This window comes from Maribacter sp. 4U21, from assembly GCF_002742365.1.
In the GTDB taxonomy this organism is placed as follows: Bacteria; Bacteroidota; Bacteroidia; order Flavobacteriales; family Flavobacteriaceae; genus Maribacter.
In genome coordinates, this window is the sequence record NZ_MDGN01000054.1 from 134,912 (window position 1) to 160,497 (window position 25,586).

Annotated in this window: 15 protein-coding genes; 14 read left to right on the forward strand and 1 reads right to left on the reverse strand. The window is 40.7% G+C overall.

All coding sequences use genetic code 11. The annotated features are described in order from the left end of the window. The first annotated feature begins 17 nt into the window (after positions 1–17). The 7 genes from nrfD to BFP77_RS11520 all read left to right on the forward strand — a co-directional run bounded on the left by nrfD (position 18) and on the right by BFP77_RS11520 (position 8,194). A complete protein-coding gene (gene nrfD, locus BFP77_RS11490; RefSeq protein WP_099574165.1) occupies positions 18–1,760 on the forward strand; it encodes an NrfD/PsrC family molybdoenzyme membrane anchor subunit in 1,743 nt (580 codons plus the stop codon). Positions 1,761–1,763: 3 nt separating this feature from the next. Further along, positions 1,764–2,294: a DUF3341 domain-containing protein gene (locus tag BFP77_RS11495; RefSeq protein WP_099574166.1), complete on the forward strand. Its 531-nt coding sequence runs from the start codon at positions 1,764–1,766 to the stop codon at positions 2,292–2,294. Between the two features lie 2 nt (positions 2,295–2,296). Next, the gene (locus tag BFP77_RS11500; protein WP_099574167.1) at positions 2,297–2,857 is read left to right on the forward strand and encodes a c-type cytochrome; all 561 of its coding nucleotides are present in this window, start codon (positions 2,297–2,299) and stop codon (positions 2,855–2,857) included. Between the two features lie 16 nt (positions 2,858–2,873). Further along, positions 2,874–4,208, forward strand: a complete 1,335-nt coding sequence (locus tag BFP77_RS11505) for a quinol:cytochrome C oxidoreductase (protein ID WP_099574168.1) — start codon at positions 2,874–2,876, stop codon at positions 4,206–4,208. 31 nt (positions 4,209–4,239) lie between these two features. Then, the gene (locus tag BFP77_RS11510; protein WP_099574169.1) at positions 4,240–5,343 is read left to right on the forward strand and encodes a cytochrome c oxidase subunit II; all 1,104 of its coding nucleotides are present in this window, start codon (positions 4,240–4,242) and stop codon (positions 5,341–5,343) included. A 60-nt stretch (positions 5,344–5,403) separates the two neighbouring features. Further along, entirely contained in the window at positions 5,404–7,233 is a 1,830-nt protein-coding gene (locus BFP77_RS11515; RefSeq protein WP_099574170.1) for a cytochrome c oxidase subunit I, read from the forward strand. 136 nt (positions 7,234–7,369) lie between these two features. Then, a complete protein-coding gene (locus tag BFP77_RS11520) occupies positions 7,370–8,194 on the forward strand; it encodes a GIN domain-containing protein (RefSeq protein WP_099574171.1) in 825 nt (274 codons plus the stop codon). On the opposite strand, the gene BFP77_RS11525 is transcribed toward BFP77_RS11520, so the two are convergent. Continuing rightward, entirely contained in the window at positions 8,191–10,455 is a 2,265-nt protein-coding gene (locus tag BFP77_RS11525) for an acyl-CoA dehydrogenase family protein (protein WP_099574172.1), read from the reverse strand. The two genes, BFP77_RS11520 and BFP77_RS11525, sit on opposite strands and share 4 nt — an antisense overlap. A gap of 94 nt (positions 10,456–10,549) precedes the next feature. Between BFP77_RS11525 and ruvB the strand changes: the two genes are divergently transcribed. The 7 genes from ruvB to sprA all read left to right on the forward strand — a co-directional run bounded on the left by ruvB (position 10,550) and on the right by sprA (position 25,545). Beyond that, entirely contained in the window at positions 10,550–11,572 is a 1,023-nt protein-coding gene (ruvB, locus tag BFP77_RS11530; RefSeq protein ID WP_099574173.1) for a Holliday junction branch migration DNA helicase RuvB, read from the forward strand. Continuing rightward, positions 11,573–12,898 (forward strand): cytochrome P450, encoded by a 1,326-nt coding sequence (locus tag BFP77_RS11535; RefSeq protein WP_099574174.1) that lies wholly within the window; start codon positions 11,573–11,575, stop codon positions 12,896–12,898. Beyond that, entirely contained in the window at positions 12,895–13,812 is a 918-nt protein-coding gene (queG, locus tag BFP77_RS11540; RefSeq protein WP_099574175.1) for a tRNA epoxyqueuosine(34) reductase QueG, read from the forward strand. Before BFP77_RS11535 ends, queG begins: the two co-directional genes overlap by 4 nt. Before the next feature lie 175 nt (positions 13,813–13,987). Next, on the forward strand, positions 13,988–15,295 hold the full coding sequence (locus BFP77_RS11545) for an MFS transporter (protein ID WP_099574176.1): 1,308 nt from the start codon (positions 13,988–13,990) through the stop codon (positions 15,293–15,295). 115 nt (positions 15,296–15,410) lie between these two features. Then, on the forward strand, positions 15,411–17,705 hold the full coding sequence (locus tag BFP77_RS11550) for an NADP-dependent malic enzyme (protein WP_099574177.1): 2,295 nt from the start codon (positions 15,411–15,413) through the stop codon (positions 17,703–17,705). Between the two features lie 74 nt (positions 17,706–17,779). Continuing rightward, positions 17,780–18,361, forward strand: coding sequence for a Holliday junction branch migration protein RuvA (ruvA, locus tag BFP77_RS11555; protein ID WP_099574178.1), 582 nt, complete (start codon positions 17,780–17,782; stop codon positions 18,359–18,361). A gap of 80 nt (positions 18,362–18,441) precedes the next feature. Then, on the forward strand, positions 18,442–25,545 hold the full coding sequence (sprA, locus tag BFP77_RS11560) for a T9SS outer membrane translocon Sov/SprA (protein ID WP_180272348.1): 7,104 nt from the start codon (positions 18,442–18,444) through the stop codon (positions 25,543–25,545). The last annotated feature ends 41 nt before the right edge of the window (positions 25,546–25,586 follow it).

The window sequence follows — 25,586 nt, forward strand, 5'->3', positions numbered from 1 at the left end:
AATTATAACAGAATTCTATGGCGTCGCATTACGAAGCTCCTATAAGAAAACCCTTAGTAGTCGGAAACAAAGGCTACCACGATGTAACCGTGGATATTGCCGCCCCTGTTGAAGGAAGAGCCAATAAGCATTGGTGGATAGTTTTTTCCATAGCTTTGGTCGCTTTTTTATGGGGAGTAGGTTGTATAATTTATACGATTTCCACAGGTATTGGTACTTGGGGTCTTAATAAAACTGTTAACTGGGCTTGGGATATTACCAACTTTGTTTGGTGGGTAGGTATCGGTCACGCCGGAACCTTGATTTCTGCGGTATTACTGCTATTCCGTCAGAAATGGAGAATGGCTATTAACCGTTCTGCAGAAGCGATGACCATCTTTTCCGTAATACAGGCTGGGTTGTTTCCTATCATACACATGGGTAGACCTTGGTTGGCCTATTGGGTATTGCCCATTCCCAATCAATTTGGTTCGTTATGGGTAAACTTTAATTCACCATTGCTTTGGGATGTATTTGCGATATCAACGTATTTGTCCGTGTCACTGGTGTTTTGGTGGACAGGTTTGCTTCCTGACTTTGCAATGATTCGTGATAGGGCCGTTTTGCCTTTCCAGAAGAAAATATATGGAATATTAAGTTTCGGTTGGAGCGGAAGAGCCAAAGATTGGCAACGTTTTGAAGAGGTGTCCTTAGTTTTGGCAGGTTTGGCCACTCCTCTGGTACTTTCTGTACACACTATTGTATCGTTTGACTTTGCTACTTCGGTAATACCGGGATGGCATACTACAATTTTCCCTCCTTACTTCGTGGCAGGTGCTATCTTCTCAGGTTTTGCGATGGTAAATACGCTTCTCATTATAATGAGAAAGGTGTGTAGTCTAGAAGCTTATATTACGGTACAGCATATTGAATTAATGAACATCGTAATTATGATTACGGGTTCTATCGTAGGTTGTGCGTACATTACGGAATTGTTCATGGCGTGGTACTCCGGAGTAGAGTACGAGCAGTACGCGTTTTTGAACAGGGCTACAGGTCCTTACTGGTGGGCATATTGGGCTATGATGACTTGTAATGTATTTTCGCCACAGTTCATGTGGTTCAAGAAACTACGTACCAGCATCATGTTTTCCTTCTTTATTTCTATCGTAGTAAATATAGGAATGTGGTTTGAGCGTTTTGTAATTATCGTGACATCACTTCATAGGGATTATTTACCATCTTCATGGACAATGTTCTCCCCAACATTCGTAGATATCGGAATTTTTATTGGAACTATAGGATTTTTCTTTGTACTCTTCTTATTGTATTCAAGAACCTTTCCTGTTATTGCGCAGGCAGAAGTAAAATCAATACTAAAGTCCTCTGGAGGAAAGTATAAGGCATTAAGGGATGCAGGTAAACCGTTGTATGAAATTCCAACAACAAAAGCGGTCATTAAAGAGCGTGTTACTCAGGATGTGTTGATGGGAGAGGTCGTTCCCAAAGAAGGGGATAAGGTCGGAGTGACAGAGTTGCTGAGTTCTATTGGAACATTTGACTCGACGAAAGAAACTGCTGACGATCTTAAAAAAGTAAAGGGCATCGGTCCTCAAATGGAAGCGACATTGAATGAAATCGGGATCTTCACTTTTGCACAAGTTGCAAGGATGACGGCAAAGGAATATGATTTGTTAGATTCAATTACCGGATCTTTCCCAGGAAGGGCACAGAGAGATGATTGGGCCGGACAGGCAAAAGTATTAAATAACAAAAAGTAGGCTATGGCATCAAAGGTTATACAGGCATTTTACAACGATGACGACGTGCTGATGCACGCTGTTAAGAAGGTGAAGGCGGCCAAGCATCATATAGAAGAGGTCTATTGTCCGTTTCCAGTACATGGTCTGGACAAAGCTATGGGGTTAGCTCCTACAAGAATAGCGATAACATCTTTCTTGTATGGTTGTGTGGGCTTAACAGTGGCGATACTAATGATGAATTTCATTATGATAAAGGATTGGCCACAGGATATCGGTGGTAAACCAAGTTTCAGCTACTTGGAGAATATGCCGGCATTTGTGCCAATCATGTTTGAGCTTACGGTTTTCTTTGCGGCACACCTTATGGTAATAACCTTTTACCTTAGAAGTAGATTGTGGCCGTTTAAAAAAGCCGAAAATCCAGATGTTAGAACTACGGATGACCATTTCTTAATGGAAATTGAAATTCATGGTAACGAACAGGAATTAAAAGATTTGTTGGCAGATACTGGAGCAGTAGAAATTAATATATCAGAGAAAAACAGTCATTAAATATGAACAGTTTTAAGAAAATAGGATTAGTAATAGGTTTGATGTTCGCTTTTATAGCATGTCAGGACGATAGTAAGCCGAATTACCAATATATGCCCAATATGTACGAACCTGTAGGTTATGAAACCTATGAGGAAGTAGACTTTTTGCCTAATGGTTCTGAAGCTATGCTACCACCGGCAAACACTATAAATAGGGGTTGGCTGCCGTACGATATTCCGAATAGTCCAGAGGGTAAAGAAATTGCTAGATTAAATGAAAGTCCGTTAGATTCTTTGAGTACTGAGGAAAATTTGGCCGTAGGAGGACAATTGTACACGATTTACTGTGCTATTTGCCATGGTGATAAGGGAAAAGGACAAGGTACTTTAGTGAAACGAGAAAAGATTTTAGGAGTTCCAAGCTATGACGATGCGGCTAGAAATATTACTGTTGGGACTACGTACCATACCATGCAATACGGATTGAACTCTATGGGGTCGTACGCTTCTCAGATGAATACGACCGAGATGTGGCAGGTTTCTGAGTACGTTATGAAATTGAAACAAGATTTAACCAAATAATAGGTAAAACCATACTATGTATACGTTTTCAAATAGACTTAAGATTGCTTCCATTGTATTAATGGCCGTAGGACTTGTTGGAATAATTGGCGGGTTTGTTATGGCACCTGGTACCGTTGAGGAAGCAAAAGCTATGGTAGCCAGCCATGATGATGGTCACGGTGGAGATCATGCGGAAGAAGCGGCGCATCCAATGGTTGCAGATGGCCACGGGGCGGCTGAAGCTCACGGAGAGGAACATGGAGCTTCACACGATGAACATTTACTGCACCAGTTGCAGAATAAGCCTTGGGCGGCAGTGTATGTTGCGGCATTCTTTTTTATGATGATTTCCCTGGGTGTTCTGGCATTTTATGCCATACAACGTGCTGCGCAAGCGGGCTGGTCTCCTCTATTGTTTAGGGTAATGGAAGGTATAACGGCTTATTTGGTACCTGGAGGAATTGTTGTTTTCGTTATACTACTGCTGTCCGTACTTCATATGAACCATTTATTCGTTTGGATGGATGCAGATGTGGTAGCGCATGATGCTTTATTGCAAGGTAAATCCGGATACTTGAATCCTACGTTTTTCCTAATTAGAGCTGCATTATTTTTGGGTGGTTGGATAGCATATCGTGAGTACTCTAGAAAATTGTCTTTACAACAAGACGAGTCGGATGATAATTCTAACTTTAAATTGAACTTTAGAATATCCGCGGCCTTTTTAGTATTCTATCTAATTTCAGAATCCATTATGTCATGGGATTGGATCATGAGTGTAGACCCGCACTGGTTCAGCACCCTTTTTGGATGGTATATTTTCGCAAGTATGTTTGTTTCAGGTATTACGGTTATCGCTATGGTTACTATCTACCTAAAATCTAAAGGTCTTTTAAAGGAAGTGAACGACAGTCATATTCATGATTTGGCTAAGTTTATGTTCGGTATAAGTATATTCTGGACCTATTTATGGTTTTCCCAGTTCATGCTTATATGGTACTCTAACATTCCTGAGGAAGTAACATATTACGTGACTAGAATAGAAGACTATAAGTTGCCGTTTTTTGGTATGGTGGCGATGAATTTCTTATTTCCTGTGCTCTTGTTGATGAACAGTGACTATAAACGTGTCAACTGGTTTGTAGTAATGGCAGGAGTGGTAATACTGGCAGGTCATTATATGGACATCTTTAATGCAATTATGCCTGCTACAGTGGGTGACCAATGGTATATTGGAATACCGGAGATAAGTTCCATATTGTTCTTTGCGGGATTCTTTATTTTTTGGATTTTCAGAGCGCTTTCAACTGCGCCTTTGCAACCCAAAAGAAACCCATTTATTGAAGAAAGTAGACACTTTCATTATTAGTAAGTTTTAAGGTATAATATTAAATCATACAATGACTACATTATTAACTTTAGCAGTTTTAGTTCTCGTGGCAATTGCCATCTGGCAAATGACCAAAATATTTGAATTATCTCAGCTTAAAACTGATAATCAGGAAATAGCAAACGATTCGGATAACAAAAATAATGGTTATCTATTGTTCGCTTTTTTGATTTTCATTTACGGAATTACCATATTCAGTTTCTGGAAGTATGGTAAGTTTTTATTGCCAGAAGCAGCGTCGGACCATGGCGAGGAATACGATTACTTAATGCTGGTTTCCTTTGTGATAATCTTTATTACTCAGACAATTACCCAGGCTTTGCTGTATTACTTCAGTTATAAATACCGAGGAGAAAAGGGAAAGAAAGCTTTGTTTTATGCGGATAATGATAGATTAGAGTTTATTTGGACCATTATTCCAGTTATTGTTCTATCCGGCTTGATTCTATGGGGGCTTTATACGTGGACGAATATTATGGATGTTAATGATGAGGATGATCCTCTTATCGTTGAGCTTTATGCGCAACAATTCAATTGGACGGCCAGATATGGAGGGGCGGATAACGTTCTCGGGGGAGCTAATGTTCGGATGATAGATATTGACCGTGCTAATGTCATGGGATTGGATGAAGCTGATTCTTATGCTGCCGATGATGTTATCGTTAAAGAATTGCATTTGCCAGTAGGTAGAAAAGTGAACTTTAAGATGCGTTCTCAAGACGTATTGCATTCGGCTTATATGCCCCACTTTAGAGCGCAGATGAACTGCGTTCCTGGTATGATTACGGAGTTTTCGTTTACACCCATTTATACGACGGAGGAAATGAGAATGAATCCTGATGTGGTAGATAAGGTAAAGCGAACAAACAAAATTAGGGCAGAGAAATCTGCAAGTGGGGAGGATGTTTTAGATCCATGGGAATTTGATTATATTTTGTTATGTAATAAAATTTGTGGGACGTCTCATTACAACATGCAAATGAAGATAATTGTGGAGACGGAAGAGGAGTATAATGAATGGATGGAGCAGCAAAAAACATTTGCGGAGACCGTACTTAAAGATGAAACTAATCCTGCTTTCAATACCGTAGAGGGTGTATCAGTAGGGCAATAGTTAGATTTAGGTTTTAGAAGTAGGCTAGAAAAAGAAAATTAATAAAAAAAGAATTCGATTATGTCAGCAGTAACAGCACATGTAGATGAACATGCACATGACGATCATGGACATCATCATCACAAAGAGACTTTTGTAACAAAATATATCTTTAGTCAGGATCATAAAATGATTGCCAAACAATACCTCATTACAGGTGTTTTGGTAATGGGTTTTATCGGCATAGCAATGTCGTTATTATTTAGAATGCAATTGGCATGGCCCGGAGAGTCTTTCTTGGTCTTTGATACCTTTTTAGGTAAATGGGCCCCAGACGGTGTAATGGATGCCGACGTGTATTTAGCTTTAGTGACTATGCACGGTACCATTATGGTCTTCTTTGTATTAACCGCAGGTCTTAGTGGTACATTCAGTAACTTATTAATTCCATTGCAGATAGGCGCACGAGATATGGCGTCTGGCTTTTTGAATATGGTTTCTTTCTGGTTATTCTTTGTATCAAGTGTAATCATGGTAATCTCACTATTTGTAGAAGCAGGACCAGCGGCTGCGGGATGGACCATCTATCCCCCATTAAGTTCGCTACCTATGGCACAGCCAGGTTCTGGTATGGGGATGACGTTATGGTTAGTGTCCATGGCAATTTTTATCGCTTCTTCCTTATTGGGTTCATTGAACTACGTGGTAACGGTCATTAACCTTAGAACCAAAGGTATGTCCATGACAAGATTACCTTTGACGATATGGGCATTTTTTGTGACGGCTATCATCGGTATTATATCGTTTCCGGTTTTATTATCTGCGGCATTGCTATTAATAATGGATAGAAGTTTTGGTACCTCTTTCTTCCTTTCGGATATTTTTATTCAGGGAGAAGTGCTACACTATCAAGGTGGTTCACCAGTCTTATTCGAACACCTATTTTGGTTCTTGGGTCACCCAGAGGTTTATATTGTTCTGTTGCCTGCATTGGGAATCACCTCAGAAGTAATGTCTACCAATGCGCGTAAACCTATTTTCGGTTATCGTGCTATGGTTGCCTCTATCTTGGCTATAGCGTTCTTATCTACTATTGTTTGGGGTCACCATATGTTCATTTCAGGGATGAACCCGTTCTTAGGTTCTGTATTTACTTTTACAACATTGTTAATTGCAATACCTTCTGGAGTAAAGGCCTTCAACTATATTACAACATTGTGGAAAGGTAATCTACAGTTGAATCCAGCCATGCTATTTTCAATTGGTTTGGTCTCTACCTTCATCACGGGAGGTTTGACCGGTATCATTTTAGGTGATAGTACCTTAGACATCAACGTACATGACACCTATTTTGTGGTAGCACACTTTCATTTGGTAATGGGGATATCTGCATTATACGGTCTCTTCGCAGGGGTATATCACTGGTTCCCTAAGATGTTCGAAGGTAGAATGATGAACAAGAATTTAGGGTATGTGCATTTTTGGGTAACAGCCATTTGTGCTTATGGTGTGTTTTTCCCGATGCACTTCGTCGGTATGGCGGGTGTACCTAGGAGATACTATCAAAACACAGCTTTCCCAATGTTCGACGAGCTGGCAGATGTTCAAATATTAATGACGGTCTTTGCATTAATAGCAGGAGCAGCACAATTAGTATTCGTAGCTAACTTCGTGTACAGTATGTTCTATGGTAAAAAGGGACCACAGAACCCGTGGAAGTCTAACACATTGGAGTGGACAACCCCAGTGGAGCATATTCATGGCAACTGGCCTGGAGCTATTCCCCACGTGCACCGTTGGGCTTATGATTATAGTAAAGTAGATGAGAACGGTGAGTACATTATCCCAGGGCAGGATTTTGTACCACAGCATATTCCCCTACAGAACGATGAGGAGGAATTGAATCATTGATATAGACATATATTTAATAAAATGCCCAGCTTTTTCAAGTTGGGCATTTTTTTTGATAATAAGTGTAGTAGAGACATATTGAATTTTTGTAATACCTTTAAATCCATATTTTATATTCAGAAATACTTTAGAACACATGAAAAGAGTCATTTTATTATTAATTATATTTAGTTATACGTATTCCTTTGCCCAACGAAAACCAAAAATAAAGGGGAATAAGAATGTTGTAGAAGTGCGTGAAGACTTGCCTGCCTTTCATGCCATACAGCTCAACGATGATCTTGAAATTTTGTTACAGAAGGCTTCGAATGAGGGATACACTTTGGAAGCCGACGATAATTTAATAGATGTGTTGAAGTTTAAAGTGACGGATAGCACCTTGATTATTTCCTCATTTTATAAAATCACCTCCAAAAAGAAACTTAATATTGTGGTATACTATACGGAGCTGGATGGACTAACCATGCGGAACGGAGAGATAAGCATGAAAGATGTGATATCCTCCGATAGACTTACGGTGAAGACCTCTGGTACTGCAAGACTTGAGCTGAATGCAACTGCCGATATTATTGATATAGACATGGAAGGGATTAGCTCTGGAGATTTCAACGTGGCGAGCAACTCGCTTAATCTTACCTTAAAGGACAGAATAGACGCAAAGATATATGCTACTGGGGAAAAGAATACCATTTACATGTATAAGAACGCCTCGGCCAAGTTAGAAGGGACAACCGATTTCTTGACGGCCAAACTTTATGGGAACAGTAACCTTAAAGCAGAAAAACTGGAATCCAATACGGCCCTAGTCGTTTCTGAAGATTCTCCAAATGCAAGAGTAAATGTGCTGGAGGACTTTCAACTATCTTCTAGAGGCTCTTCTAAAACAAGTTTGTACGGAAACCCTAAAATAACCATACTGGACTTTTTAGATACCTCACAATTGGATAAAAAAAATAACTAACGAGCTATGGGTGCCGACATACAATGGTCGGGTATGCCAAAACCATCTACCAACACTTCTATATGAGGACGTAACTCGGTACATAATCGTTCGGTTCTTTGTCGTATAGCTTTTGATTTAGCGCTGCCAATGTAGCCCTGCTCTAAGAACCATGAGGTATCTTTTCGTAGTTCCGATAGTGCGTAAAGCGTTCCCAATTTTTGAAATAGTGCCCTATTTTTTTCGTCAGTTATTGAATCCGTAAAGGACGCAAATGTCGAGTAGGCGAGTTCAATGCTATATGCCTTTCCTAAGGCTAATAAATGCGTCTGTACTTTTAAAAAAGCTTGGTAAGAAGGTACGCCTTTTTTAATATAACTTCGTATGCGCATGGCCAAGGTATAGGTTAACCTTCGTGTTCTATATTCAAAAGCGTGCTTGTGAAATTTTGGATTATATAAATGCTCAGCATCTACCTTATTGGCGTATAATGGATTTACAGTTGCTAGTTTGTCGCTCAACTGCTGACTCAGAAGTTTCAAAACAGAAGTAAATCCTGCACTGTTAAACTCTGCCTTAAAATCCGATAGTACACCTTTTGCCGCTAGCTGGAGCAATACGTTATTATCTCCTTCAAAAGTGGTAAAGATATCTACATCGCCTTTTAAATCTGCAATACGGTTCTCTAATAAATAACCTTTACCTCCACAGGCTTCTCTACATTCCTGAATGGTATTATTGGCATACCAGGTGATTATGGATTTCAACCCCGCTACCTGAGTTTCTACTTTGCGTTTGTCCGGTTGATTTTCATCACAGTATACCTCCATCATCTTATCCAATGTGATATGATACACATACGCACTAGCTACCAAAGGTGTCAAACGTAGTTGATGAGTAGGATAGTCCATCAACAAATCTTCTTGAATTTTTATACTATCATTGAATTGTCTTCTTTTCAAAGCATGTTTAATAGCGACTGCAAGAGCCATTTTAGCTCCTCCCAGTCCAGCACGGGCTACGCATATCCTTCCCCCGACTAGGGTTCCCAACATGGTAAAAAAGCGCTTATTAGGGTTCTGGATGTCGGATGTATAGACTCCTTCCGAGTCGATTTCCCCGTATTTGTTCAATAGGTTTTCTCTTGGAACACTCACTTGATGAAACCATATTTTCCCGTTATCAACCCCATTAAGACCTAATTTGTAACCGTTGTCTTCAACTTTGATTCCAGGCAACAGCTTGTGGTTTTCATCCCGTAACGGCACCAAGATAGCATGCACACCTTCATTTTTTCCATTTACGATGAGCTGGGCGAAAACTGAAGCCATTTTGGAATCTAAAGCGTTTCCTATATACTCCTTATTATCGTTCTCTCCTGGTGTATGCAACACAATGACATCAGCTTTTTTATCATAAGTGGCGGTAGTTTTAATGCCTCTTACATTAGAACCATGACCCGTTTCGGTCATGGCGAAACAACCTAGTAAATCGGCCTCTCCAGTTTTATTCAAGTACTTATCGTGATGCTTTTTGGTGCCCAATTTTTGAATACTACCTCCGAACAGACCAAACTGTACGCCGAATTTTATGGTAAGACTTCCATCAACATACATCATATTCTCAAAAATAGTGGCGTAGCCTTCCATATCATTGGTTCCTCCGTATGCTTTGGGATAGGCCATGGCGCCGTACCCCTTGGAAGCGAGATATTTAACCTGATCAAGAACAATTTTTCGGAAATCCTCTTTTGTTCTATGAACGTCCCACTTAAAAATGTCATGATTTAAAACAGCCCTAAAATTGTCTACTACGGCAGCGTTCTTACCCTTTAGAACAAGGTCTATTTCTTTGGCATCATAGAAATCCGAAACGCTCTCATGTTCAACCTCCACATCAAAAAGATGGTTGTAGTGATTGGGCTGTATACCTAGATTAATTTCAATAGCTTTTAGACTCTCGTTAAACGGACACGAATCTTTGTAATGACAAACCACCTTTTGACTAAAAGTGGTCAGTGGGTAAGTCTCACTTTCGATGAGTTTAACTCCTGAATTGGAAATGATATTTTTCCAAGCCTTGAATTCTTCGTTGGCAGGAGGATTATTTACCGCTAGCCAAGACGTCAACACCTTCTTCTCTTCTTTAGATAGACTATCGTCTGAACCGATGGCCTTTTCTACTACGTTTATTTCTGATGTCGAAACCAAATCGTCTGACCAGATCACGTAAAATATCGGGATATATTGTAAAATACCGGCGGAGTAAATTTTCTTTTCCATGAGTTGAAAATACGAATTATTCGTTTAAAATTTCCTAAAGAATGCAAACCCTACCATGAATTACTTTAACCCGTTTCCCTATCTTTGTTAGGATATGAATGAGTACTTAGACCCTTCCGCAGATGGTTTTTCCGATATAGAGCTGGATATTGAAAAAGCTTTAAGACCAGTTAGTTTTGACGATTTTACCGGTCAGGAGCAGGTTTTGGAGAATTTAAAAGTCTTTGTAGAAGCAGCCAATCAGCGAGGTGAAGCCTTAGATCATACTTTATTTCATGGGCCTCCCGGTTTAGGTAAAACCACCTTGGCGAATATTTTGGCCAATGAATTGGGCGTAGGCATCAAAATAACCTCTGGTCCGGTGTTGGATAAACCGGGAGACTTAGCAGGTCTTCTCACTAATTTGGATGAGCGAGATGTGCTGTTCATTGACGAAATACATCGTTTAAGCCCTATCGTGGAAGAGTATTTATACTCCGCTATGGAAGACTATAGAATTGATATCATGATAGAGACTGGGCCTAATGCAAGATCGGTTCAGATTAATCTCAGCCCCTTTACACTGATTGGTGCAACGACAAGGTCTGGACTATTGACAGCACCAATGCGGGCGCGTTTTGGTATACAAAGTAGGTTGCAGTACTATTCAACGGAGTTGTTATCTACCATTGTTCAGCGTAGCGCAGAAATTTTGAAGGTCAAGATTTCCAATGAGGCGGCCATCGAAATAGCGGGGCGTAGTAGAGGAACTCCGCGTATCTGTAATTCATTGCTCCGCAGGGTACGGGACTTTGCTCAAATAAAGGGCAATGGCGATATAGATATGGAAATTTCTAAATTTAGTTTGAAAGCATTGAATGTTGATGCGCACGGATTGGATGAAATGGACAATAAGATTCTTACTACCATTATAGACAAGTTCAAAGGAGGTCCTGTTGGTATCACTACCTTGGCCACGGCAGTTTCGGAAAGTTCGGAAACCATAGAAGAGGTGTATGAGCCATTTTTGATACAGCAGGGTTTTATTATGCGTACTCCGCGGGGCAGGGAAGTAACGGAGTTAGCTTACAAGCATTTGGGCAGAATTAAAGGAGGAATACAACCTGGACTTTTTTAAATGAAAAAACTACCAGTGGTATCAAGGACCCATGTTTTTAAAAACAGAAAACAGATCCTTAAAAACCCGATACCTTTTCATCACGATAATTTTAACCGTTTAGGAGATACTTTTGAAGTGGCTGTAGGTCTCAAGAAACGGATCATCTTTACCAGACAGGCCAAATTTATCAAGCAGATCCTTCAAACAAAGCAAAAACATTATCAAAAATCCTCACTTCAAACGGTGGACCTGGCAAAGTACATTGGACGTGGTCTGCTCACCTCAAACGGGGAGCATTGGCGTAATCACAGAAGGATGATACAGCCCGCTTTTCATAAAAGAAAACTACAGGGATTATTACAGATTATGTACCAGGCCATAAAAGGGGAGTTGTCCAAGATAAAAGCCGGAGAAATACAGGATATTTATCCATTAATGGGGGACCTCGCATTTCAAGTAGTGGCAACATCCCTTTTCAGTCGAGACGATATTCAAGTGCAAATGTCAGCATTGAAAGAAATTACGGAAGCCAATCAGCGTATGCTCATCCAAGAAATGAGACAACCCTATCTAAATTGGTGGTATAAGTTTTCGGGTAAAATAAATAGACATATCAAACTTTCCTTAAAGGCACGCGCTATATTAAGTAGCATTATAAAGGAGAGGTTGGCTCAAGATTCTGAAAAAGATGATTTGATGGATATGCTTCTTAAGGCTACTTATGAGGACGGAAGCCGTATGCCAGAAAAGCAACTGATCGATGAAATTTTAATACTGTTTGCAGCGGGACATGAGACTACGGCAAATGCCTTAGGATTTATATTGTTCCTACTGGCCAAACATCCGGAAAAACAGGAAAAAGCCTTTGCAGAAATAAATGCGATAGATTGGACGGAGGGTATTGAGATGGAAAGTTTACGAAAATTGGCTTATGTAAAACAGTGTATAGAGGAAGGGATGCGCTTGTATCCGCCTGCGTACTATATTGACCGGGAATCTATTATAAAAGATGAAATAGAGGATTACGAAATACCTGAAAACTCAATGTTGTTGCTTGCCATTTACGAATTGCATAGGGATTCGCGTTTTTGGGAATCTCCCAACGCTTTCCAGCCAGAGCGGTTCGACCCTGCAAATAAAAGGGACTATTCCGATTATTATTTTCCCTTTGGTGGCGGGCCAAGAATGTGTATAGGTAATAACTTTGCCATGCAAGAAATGATTTTGACGGTGGCCGAGATTCTTCGTAGCTTTACCCTAAGACCGGTGGATGATGAAGTCCTTATTAATCCATTAATTTCCTTGAAACCCGTTAGTGTTAAACTTCATTTTATACCAAGATGAATTTTTCCAAGACAAGCGAACTTATAAAAACCGAAGCCAAGCGCCTTGGTTTTTTGTCATGCGGAATTTCTAAGGCTGATTTTTTAGAGGAGGAGGCCCCCCGTTTAGAGAAGTGGTTGAACAATAATATGCATGGCGAAATGACATATATGGAGAACCATTTTGACAAACGTTTAGACCCACGTTTATTGGTCGATGGTGCCAAATCGGTCATTTCACTTTTACTGAATTACTATCCAGAAAAAACCCAAAAAGAGGATACCTACAAGATTTCTAAATATGCTTATGGTCATGATTACCATTCTGTGATAAAATCCAAATTAAAACAACTTCAAGAATTCATCTCCGAACAAATCGGTGAGGTCAATGGAAGAGCATTCGTAGATTCTGCCCCGGTCTTGGACAAAGCATGGGCCGCTAAAAGTGGTTTGGGTTGGATTGGTAAGCATAGCAATCTACTAACACAACAAGTGGGTTCTTTTTATTTTATAGCAGAACTCATTGTTGATTTGGAGTTAGCCTACGACTCCCCGGTCACCGACCATTGTGGCACCTGTACCGCATGTATAGATGCATGTCCTACGCAGGCTATAACAGAGCCCTATGTGGTGGATGGTAGTAAATGTATTTCTTATTTCACGATAGAACTTAAGAACGAGATTCCCAGTGAATTTAAAGGTCAGTTTGATGATTGGGCTTTTGGTTGCGATGTATGCCAAGATGTTTGTCCTTGGAACAAATTTTCAAAACCACATCAAGAACCGCTGTTCAATCCACATCCGGATTTATTATCCATGACCAAAAAAGATTGGGAGGAGATTACAGAAGATGTTTTTAAAAAAGTATTCCAAAAATCCGCCGTAAAACGAACCAAATTCTCTGGACTACAGCGTAATATTAAATTTCTTAAGTGATTGGTTAGATAACTCTATCGATTTCGTTGGGTAACTTAGCTCTTTTTTTGGATGCTGATGGCGCATCAAGCATTAAAAATACTATCTTGGAAGAGCTTAAATTTTACGAATTATCGATTTTTTATACAGATTTTTAAGATTTTGACATCAATACTCAACCAAACTAAACGTTAAGATGAAAATAGCGAAACCAAGCCTCAGTTTTTGGCAGATCTTTAATATGAATGTTGGTTTTCTTGGAATCCAATATAGCTTTGGTCTCCAGCAAACTGCAATTAATCCTATATTCCTTTATTTAGGTGCTCCAGAGGATATGCTTCCTATTTTAAATATCGCTGGGCCGGTTACCGGCTTGGTTGTTCAGCCCATTATTGGGGCTATGTCAGATAAAACATGGTCTCCTAAATGGGGAAGACGTAAGCCCTATTTTCTAATAGGGGCCATATTGGGTAGTTTATGTCTTTTTGCTTTCCCAACAAGTCCTGTTCTTTGGTTCGCCGTAGGTTTGCTTTGGATTCTTGACGTAGGTAACAATATGGCCATGGAGCCTTATCGCGCCTTTGTAGGGGACAAATTGCCTGAAAAGCAATTGAGTTTGGGTTTCCAAATGCAGAGCTTATTTGTAGGGGCGGGTATTCTTTTAGCAAATGGGTCTATCGTATTGTTTCAATACCTGTTGGGAGATGAATCCATTGAAGTAGCGGGTTCCATACCACAGTGGCTATACTATTCTTTTTATATAGGAGGTATACTTTCCATAGCAACTATTTTATGGTCTGTTCTAAAAACACCGGAAATTCCTCCATCAGCAGAAGAGTTAGCTGAAATTAACCATGATAGAAGTAAGCCAATTGGCGCAAGAATTGCAAAGCCTTTTTCGGAAATAGCCAGTGCTATTCGTGACATGCCTGCTTTTATGTGGAAAATTAGTGCGGTTTACTTATTCCAATGGTATGCGCTTTTTGTGTACTGGCAGTACATAACACCACTTTTTAAGCTTACACTAGGTTATTCTACTTCAGAAGCTGCTTCGCAATCGGCTCAAATGAGTTTAACATATAATATCGTTACTATGGTGGTGGCCTTAGCTCTTGTGCCGCTTACCTTGAAATATGGAGGTAAAAAGATATATGCATTAAGTTTGGTAGGAACTGGTTTGGCATTGTTCGCGATTCCATTTATTGATGATTCTTTACTAGTGCTAGCGCCTATGGTACTTTTCGGCATTGGTTGGGCAGCTATGATGGGTATTCCCTATACCATGGTGTCAAAGGTTGTTCCGCAGGACAGACGTGGTGTTTATATGGGTATTTTAAATATGATGATCGTTATTCCAATGGGCATAGAAACGCTGACTTTTGGACCTATTTATAAATATTTACTTGGAGGAAGCGCTATAAATGCTATCCTATTTGCAGGAGCCTTCTTCATCATTAGTGCAATTTTGGCCATGCGCCTTAATGTTCCCAATAATTCTGAGTGATTGGTATAATTTTCTTCAACTGAAGAAAATTGCAATTAAATTTTGTTTTAAACATTTGGGGAGATTCTGCTTTTCCAAAGAATACCCCTAAATTTGTTTTAATAAACTACACTAGATGAGCAATCAGAAGCAACGCAGGGAGGCACTAATTTATCACGCTAAACCACAACCGGGAAAGATAAAAATAGTACCGACTAAACCGTACAGCACGCAGAGAGATTTAGCCCTGGCTTACTCGCCAGGGGTTGCAGAGCCCTGTTTGGAAATCGCAAAGGATAAGGAGAATGTATATAAGTATACGGCTAAGGGAAATATTGTAGCAGTCATCTCTAACGGTACTGCCGTTTTAGGATTGGGAAATATCGGTCCAGAAGCATCTAAACCTGTTATGGAGGGGAAAAGTTTGCTTTTTAAGATTTTTGCGGATATCGATGGTATTGATATAGAATTGGGTACCGAAGATGTAGATAAGTTCGTGGAAACTGTAAAAATGATCGCTCCTACCTTTGGTGGGATCAACTTGGAAGATATCAAGGCTCCGGAAGCATTTGAAATAGAACAACGATTAAAGGAAGAGCTTGACATTCCCGTAATGCACGATGATCAGCATGGTACGGCAATTATATCCGCTGCGGCGTTATTGAACGCTTTAGAGCTTACAGGAAAGAAGATAAGTGAGGTTAAAATTGTAGTTAGCGGCGCAGGTGCCGCGGCAGTTTCCTGTACGCGACTCTACAAAGCCTTTGGAGCAAGTCCAAAAAACATAGTCATGTTGGATAGTAAGGGCGTTATCCGCAGTGACAGGGCAAATCTCTCCACGGAGAAATTGGAATTTGCGTCTGACAGAAAAATCGATACGCTGGAAGAGGCGATGAAAGATGCCGACGTCTTTGTAGGCCTATCCATTGCCAATATCGTTTCTCCGGAAATGCTTACCTCAATGGCACCGAACCCCATCGTTTTTGCCATGGCCAATCCAGACCCTGAAATACCTTATGAGCTGGCATGTAAGACACGAAAGGATATTATCATGGCCACGGGAAGATCGGATCATCCTAACCAAGTGAACAATGTGCTTGGGTTTCCTTTTATTTTTAGGGGTGCTTTGGACGTCAGGGCTACCTCCATTAATGAAGCAATGAAAATGGCTGCGGTAAAGGCCTTGGCAGAACTGACCAAGGAGCCCGTTCCGGAGCAGGTAAATATTGCTTATGGAGAAACCAGATTAACATTCGGAAAGGATTATATAATTCCGAAACCTTTTGATCAAAGACTCATCGCTAAAATTCCGCCAGCTGTGGCTAAGGCTGCTATGGAAAGCGGTGTGGCGAATGCCCCAATAGAAGACTGGCAACGCTATGAGGAAGAGCTGTTACAACGTTCGGGTAATGATAATAAGGTGGTCAGATTATTGCACAGCAGGGCAAAATCGAATACAAAGAGAATCGTTTTTGCCGAGGCGGACCAATTGGATGTTTTAAAGGCTGCGCAAATTGTGTATGAAGAGGGGATTGCAGAACCCATTCTATTGGGAAGAAAAGAAATTATAGTCGAGCTTAAAAAGGAGTTGGAGTTCGATGCCGATATTCCCATTGTGGATCCCTTGTCCAAAGAATTTGATGAACGTCATATACGTTATGCCACAAAATATTGGGAAAGCAGAAAGAGAAACGGTACTACACTCTACAGTGCCAAGATAAAAATGAAGGAGCGTAATTATTTTGGAGCAATGATGGTTCTGGAGGGCGATGCGGACGGAATGATATCCGGATACTCCAGGGCTTATCCTACGGTGGTTAAACCAATTTTAGAAGTTATTGGCCGTGCCGCCAATGTAAAAAAGGTATCTACGGTAAACATTATGATTACGGACAGGGGTCCCCTGTTTTTAGCGGATACCTCTATTAATATTGAACCTAATGCGGAAGAAATTGCCGAAATAGCACAAATGACCGCTAACGTAGCGGCAACCTTTGGATTTGATCCTGTATTGGCGCTTCTTAGTTATGCGAATTTTGGGTCTTCATCCCACCCCAACGCTAAAAAAGTGCGTAGGGCTGTGGAAATCTTACATGAAACAAATCCAAGTTTAGTGGTAGATGGGGAAATTCAAACAGATTTTGCGTTGAACAGGGAGCTTCACGAGAGTCAATTTCCATTTTCTAAGCTAGCGGGTAGAAAAGTGAATACACTGATCTTTCCAAATCTTGAATCCGCGAACATTACGTATAAATTACTGAAAGAATTGAACGGAGCGGACTCTATAGGTCCAATTATGGTAGGCCTCCGGAAATCGGTACATATCATGCAGCTCGGGGCAAGTGTTGACGAAATTGTCAATATGACGGCCGTAGCGGTTATAGATGCCCAAGAAAGAGAAAAAAGAAAGAAAGCAAAATCCCTAAGATAGTAAGCGGTAGATGAGTTTAAAATCAATCGTTAGGCATTGAACTTGAACTGGATTTTTAAACCTGAATTTAACTAATGATTCATCACCTTAAAGGAAAACTGGTAGAAAAGAACCCAACGGACGTAGTTATAGAATGCGCCGGGGTAGGATATTTTGTAAATATCTCCTTGCATACGTTTTCTAAGATTCAAGAAGGTGAATTGATCAGTTTGTACACCCACCTTCAGGTAAAGGAAGATTCGCATACACTGTTTGGTTTTGCCGAAAAATCTGAACGACAAATATTTTGTCTACTGCTATCGGTCTCAGGTATCGGTGCAAGTACCGCAAGAACCATGTTGTCCTCTTTAAGTCCAGCTCAGATTAGGGATGCAATTGCTAACGGAGATGTGCCCACCATCCAAAGCATTAAGGGCATTGGTGCTAAAACTGCCCAACGCGTAATTTTGGATTTAAGGGACAAGGTTTTAAAAGTATACGATATAGACGAAGTTTCCCTAACTCAAAACAATACAAATAAAGATGAAGCGTTATCTGCTTTAGAGGTTCTAGGATTTGCTAGAAGACAGGCCGAAAAGGTAGTAGATAAGGTAATCTCCCAGGATTCATCTCTAAGCGTCGAAAACATAATAAAACTCGCGCTCAAAAATTTGTAACAAGTTTGAAACAAGGGGCAATTAAAATTCTTAAAATAACTTTTAAGTCAACCTTCCTATTCATTCTATTTTTTGCTACGATGGCAGTTTCCGTTGCGCAAGAAACAGATGAGCAAGAGGTAGACTCTGTAAAGACCGGTTTTGACCTAGGTAGAATTGTCCTTGAGAATCCGGACAGCATCGTTTCCAAATACATTTATGACGCTAATTTAGATAGGTACATCTACAATGAAAGTGTAGGCGAATTCGATATTGGTTATCCTATAATTTTAACACCGGCCCAGTATTACGATTTAATTAGAAAAGAGGGCATCAAGTCTTATTTCAAAGAAAAATCGGATGCCTATTCTGGCAAAAAGGAGGGGAGCGAGGAAGCAAGAAAGAACCTACTGCCTAATTTTTATGTGAACAACGACTTTTTTCAATCTGTTTTTGGAGGAAATACCATAGAGGTAATTCCACAGGGTTCCGTTGCTATGGATCTTGGTGTTATTTGGCAAAAGAACGATAACCCTGCTTTATCCCCCAGAAATAGGACAAACCTGTCTTTTGATTTTGATCAGCGTATTAGCTTAAGTATGCTGGGAAAAATCGGAGAGCGTTTACAGGTTACCGCAAATTACGATACAGAGGCCACATTCGACTTTCAAAATATTGTAAAGTTGGATTACACGCCCACCGAGGACGACATTATCAGAAAAATTGAAGTGGGTAACGTTAATATGCCCTTAAATAGTTCGCTCATACAAGGAGCGCAAAGCTTGTTCGGTGTAAAGACTCAGTTACAATTTGGGAAAACAACGGTGACCGCCGTATTTTCCGAGCAGCGTTCACAGAACAATACCGTTGTTGCCCAGGGTGGAGGAACTTTGAACGAATTTAATATCACGGCGCTGGATTATGACGAGGACAAGCACTTTTTTTTAGCACAATTCTTTAGGGATAGTTACGACCAAGCTTTGGCACAATACCCTTATATACAGAGTCAAATACAGATAACGAGACTAGAAGTCTGGGTAACCAATAGGAGCCAACAAACCCTTAACGTGCGAAACGTAGTGGCGCTACAGGATTTAGGGGAAGCTGATGAGACTAAAACCAGGGTAGGTCAGAATAATGGTGCTGTTGCTGGATTCTTCAATAATGCAGCCGATTTAAAACCAAGGAACAATGCCAATGATTTTGACCCGGCACTTATTGGCACAGGGGGAGCCTTAACGGATAACATCAGGGATATAGCCACTGTTGAAAGTGGATTTAATACGGGTAGTTTTGCCGCCGGTTATAACCCTAACCAAGGTTTTGATTACGCTATTTTAGAGAACGCTAGAAAATTGGAACAGGGTCGGGATTATGATTTTAATACCCAATTGGGGTATATTTCATTGAACCAGCGTTTGAGTAATGATGAGGTTTTAGCTGTTGCGTACCAGTATACTTTTCAAGGAGAGGTTTTTCAAGTAGGGGAATTTGCCAATGGCGGTTTGGATGCAACTACAATTTCCGGAGGAGCCAACCCCATAATTGAAAATAATACATTGGTTTTAAAGCTCTTGAAAAGTAATATCACCAACATTAGTGATCCTATCTGGGATTTGATGATGAAGAATATTTACGCAACGGGTGCCTTTAGATTAAGTCAGGACGACTTTAAAATGAATATTCTCTACTCTGACCCTACACCCCGTAACTACATTACACCGGTTGAAGAAGGTCCGGGAACCGGTTGGCCAGATGGCTTACAGGAACGTATTCTTTTAGATGTCTTTAATCTAGATCGGTTAAATGTTTACAACGATATACAACCTGGAGGTGACGGTTTCTTTGATTTTATTCCGGGAATTACCATAGACACACAAGGTGGGCGTATTGTGTTCACGAAAGTGGAACCTTTTGGGGAGTTTCTTTTCCGTACCTTGGAAAACGGGAATGCGGACCAATATAACAACCCGTCGGCGTATAACGCAAACCAAGACCAGTATGTATTTAGGGATATGTACGAACTCACAAAAGCTGCGGCACTACAAGATCCCGAGAAAAATAAATTCCTTTTAAAAGGTAGGTATAAAGCAGAAGGCAGTAATGGTATTCCAATCGGAGCATTTAATGTGCCTAGGGGTTCTGTTCGCGTTACCGCAGGGGGAAGACAGTTGCAAGAAGGTATCGATTATACGGTAAATTATCAGGCGGGTACCGTACAGATTCTAGACCCTAGTTTGGAGGCTTCAAATACGCCCATCAATATCTCCGTAGAGAACAATGCGGTCTTTGGCCAACAAACAAGGCGCTTTACCGGTATCAATGTGGAACATCAAATTAATAAGAACTTCGTGCTCGGCGGTACACTTTTAAATCTGAACGAAAGGCCGTTGACTCAAAAATCAAATTTTGGGGTAGAACCTGTAAATAATACGATTTTTGGGCTAAACGGTAATTTTTCTACCGAGGTTCCTTGGTTAACAAGGATGGTGAACAAGCTTCCGAATATAGATACGGATGTTCCGTCTAACTTATCCGTACGTGCCGAAATAGCATGGTTAAAACCGAATTCCCCTAAAAATGCCGATTTTCAAGGGGAAACGACTACTTATCTTGACGATTTCGAAGGCGCACAGGCGCTTATAGATATTAGGGCATCCTTAGGGTGGACCCTAGCCAGTACACCCCTGGAGTTTGCTCCTGGTGGACAACTATCGGGTAGTTCTCCGGAAGACGCTGCAAACTTGGAAAATGGTTTTGGCAGGGCTAAAATGGCTTGGTATACGATTGACCCTATTTTCTATACAAATCAAAGACCTGATGGCATCAGCGATAATGATATTTCTACCAACCCTACCCGTAGGGTGTTCATAGATGAGGTTTTTCCTCAGGTAGATATTGCCCAAGGGCAGACCACGGTTCAGGGAACTTTGGATATGGCATACTATCCAAATTTAAAAGGACCTTACAATAACAATCCTAATTTTACCAGTGCGCCACCTTCAGAGAAATGGGGTGGTATTATGCGTTCCTTGAGCAGTACAAATTTTGAGCAGGCCAATGTGGAATTTGTGCAATTTTGGGTTTTAGATCCTTATGTTGATGGGGAGGCCACAACGCCCGGGGAACTGGTATTGAATCTGGGGAATATTTCGGAGGATGTATTGCGAGATGGTAAAAAACAGTATGAAAACGGACTTCCCGGGGTGGATAGTAACGATTTTGTAGCACCTACTTCTTGGGGAGAGGTGCCTGCAACGCAATCACTGGTCTATGCTTTTGATGCCAGTGAACCCAATAGGGCTTTACAGGACATAGGTTTTGATGGTTTAAACGATGCGGCCGAAGCAGCCATTTATGATAGTAATCCCGCGGAAGACCCTGCATTGGACAACTATCAGTATTACTTGAACAGGGAAGGCGGAATTCTAGAACGTTACTTGGATTTTAATAATCCTGACGGAAACTCCCCAGTGCAGGTGACCAATACCAACCGTGGATCTACCACCTTACCGGATGTAGAGGATATTGACAGGGATTTGACTATGAACACGGTGAACAGTTATTATGAGTATCGTATAGAAATTAAACCGAATACTACGATTAATGATAAGTACGTAACGGATATCAAGGAAGGTATAACGCCAGAGCTGCCAAACGGTGACCAATTGAACCGTAGGTGGATACAATATAAAATTCCTTTAAGCGATTTCACCGATGCGGTCGGAGGTATCACCGATTTTAGGTCCATTAGCTTCATGCGTATGTACATGACAGGCTTTAATAGTCCAACCGTACTACGTTTTGCTACTTTAGATTTGGTGCGTGGCGACTGGAGAACGTATACCAAAACGCTTCAAGATGTGAATATTGACGATAACCCTGCGGATGACGGTACCACCTTAGACGTGAATACGGTAAACATAGAGGAGAACAGTGGTAGAATCCCGATTCCCTATGTGTTGCCTCCAGGTGTTGTCAGGGAACAGTTGAACAATAATAACACGATTATTCGTCAGAACGAGCAATCACTTTCTTTGTTGGTAGAGAATTTAGAGGCACAAGATTCCAGAGGGGTTTTCAAGAATTTGAATATCGACATTAGGCAATACAAGAACTTGAAGATGTTCATGCACGCTGAAAAAATAGTGGATAGTGATTATGCGGACAGTTCTACACCATTGGTTGGTTTCCTTAGAATGGGTACCGATTTTTCACAGAATTTCTATCAAATTGAATTACCCTTACAGTTTACACCGTTCAATGCAGCTTCTGAAAGTGAAATTTGGCCGGAAGTGAATGAAATGGATATTGACCTGAGCGATTTAAATAAAGTTAAATCACTTTGGATACAAGGAGGAGACCTAAGTGAAGTGCGTTTCTTTGAAGTGGAGAACGGAGAGGTCTTTCCGGTAAACGAGTTTGATGTGCGTACTCCAGGTAGAGTACGTATAGGTATTAGAGGTAATCCGTCCTTGGGAAGTATTAGAAGTATCATGGTGGGTATCAAGAACCAAGACAATCTTCCTGCGAGAGGTGAGGTGTGGTTCAATGAATTGCGTCTGGCAGGTTTGGATAATAACGGAGGCTATGCGGCGGTAGCTGCCGTAGACGCCAACATTGCTGATTTTGCAAACGTAACGGCTACAGGAAGTACCAGTACCTCTGGTTTTGGGTCCATAGACCAGATGCCCAATGAACGCGCCCGTGAAGATGCTACTTCTTATGATGTGGTTACCAATATTAATGTAGGGCAATTGCTTCCTAAAAAATGGGGAATCCAATTACCGTTCAACTACGGTATTTCCGAACAGATCATTACACCAGAATTTGACCCGGTCTATGACGACTTAAAATTAGATGATTTAATAGATGCTGCCCCGGACGAGGAGGCTGCGGAAGAAATAAGAGAGCAAGCAGAAGACTACACCAAGAGAACTAGTATTAATTTAATAGGGGTTCGTAAGGATAGGGGCGAGGAAGCCGAGGAGAATTTCTACGATATCGAGAATTTTACGTTTAACTATTCGTATAACGAAACGGAGCATAGAGACTTTGAAATTGCCGAATTAAGGGACCAGAACGTAAATACGGGTTTTGTATATAATCATAGCTTTGATCCTGTTGAGGTGGCGCCTTTTGCTAAGAAAGATTCTTTGTTCAATGGAAAATATTGGAAATGGCTCAAGGACTTGAATCTAAATCTATTGCCTGCAAGTATTTCACTGAACTCTAATATTAATAGACAGTTCAATGCGCAACGTTTTAGGGATGTAAGGGAAGAAGGCGTAGATCGTTTAGATCTGCCGGAACTTCAGCAGCGTAACTATTTGTTCAACTGGCAATATGCGGTGAATTACAATCTAACGAAATCACTCCGCCTTAATCTGACGGCTTCCAACAACAATATCGTGAGGAATTACTTTGAGGAGGAGGGTAATCCAAGGTCGGACATTGATGAAGCCTTAGGTTTATGGGACGGCTTTTTTGACATAGGGGAGCCTAACAGGCACTCGCAGGAAATGCAATTGAATTATGAGTTGCCCTTCGCTAAAATCCCTGCGTTGGATTTTATCAATGCCCAATATACCTATACCAGTAATTTTGATTGGCAGCGTGGGGGAGATGCACTTGCGGAAGTGGCACAGATTTCTTTAAATGACCCCAATGCTCAGATAAATACCATTCAAAATGCCAATACACATGCGCTTACGGCCTCATTGACCATGCAAAAGTTTTATGACCTCATTGGTCTTAAAAAAAGGCAGACGGCTACGAAAAAAAGCACACGACCCGTCCGAAGGGATAAGGCCGGTATTTTAGCGGATGGAGAGGAGAAAATAGAGAAGAAAACCAGTGGACTGTTCAATACGGTGGTCGATATCGTGACCATGGTAAAAAGATTGAATATCAACTATAATGAAAATAATGGTACGGTTTTACCAGGGTATACACAATCTGTAGGATTCATAGGCACCGCCAGACCAACTATTGGTTTTGTATTTGGAAGTCAGGCCGATGTGCGTTTTGAAGCGGCCAGGAATGGTTGGTTAACGGCATTTCCGGAATTTAACGAGCAGTTCATCAAAAGGTCCAATAAGCAATTGAACATTACGGCCACCGCACAGCCTACTAGAGACTTAACGATTGACTTGGTTGCCGACAGGCAATTCTCTAATAGCTATCAGGAAAATTTTAATATTGATCTAGATGCTGATGACCCCTACCAAGTACAATTGGGAAATAACTTTGGGAGCTTCAGTATATCAACAATGATGATCGGTACCGCTTTTGGAAAAAGTGATGAATTTGATTCTGCTAATTTTCAAAAATTCAAGGACAATAGAATCACCATCGCTAATCGTTTGGTATCCGACAGAGGTGAAACTCCGGGCACTTTGGATGATGATGGTTTCCCACAACGCTACGGTAAAACACAGCAAGATGTCCTATTACCTGCATTTTTCGCTGCTTATACGGGGCAGGACGTAGATAGGGTAAATCTGGATGCTTTTAGAGACATTCCAATTCCAAACTGGAATATTAAGTTTACCGGGTTAATGAAGAACAAATGGTTCAAAAAGAAATTTAAACGTTTTTCTTTACAGCATGGGTACAGGGCTTCATACAGTATCAATTCGTTCCAGACAAACCTTGAAAAACAAAATACCACTATTGATCCCGAAACTTTGGATGTTCTGCCGGATAATATCATTAACAATGTGGTGCTTACCGATCAGTTTAACCCGCTGATGCGTGTAGATTTTGAAATGAAAAATTCCGTGAGTGTATTGGCCGAAGTAAGAACCGATAGAGCTTTGTCTTTGAGTTTTGACAATAATTTAATGACGGAGATTAATGGTAAAGAGTACACGGTGGGTCTAGGCTACCGTATTAAAGATGTGAAATTTGTGACCAATATTGGTGGAAATAAAACACGTTTAAAAGGGGATTTAAATCTTAAAGCCGATGTTACCCTGCGGGATAATATCACCATTATCCGAAATTTAGATATCGACAACAACCAAATAACATCAGGGCAAAATCTACTGTCCATAAAGTTTACGGCCGATTATGCGCTTAGCAAACAACTGAATGCACTATTTTTCTATGATCATTCTTTCTCCCAGTTCGCTGTTTCAACGGCCTTTCCCCAGACTACCATCAATGCTGGTTTTACATTGCGTTACAATTTTGGCAATTAGCAATTTATAGTAAAGCCATTGCCAGGGCATAGGACGTCTGT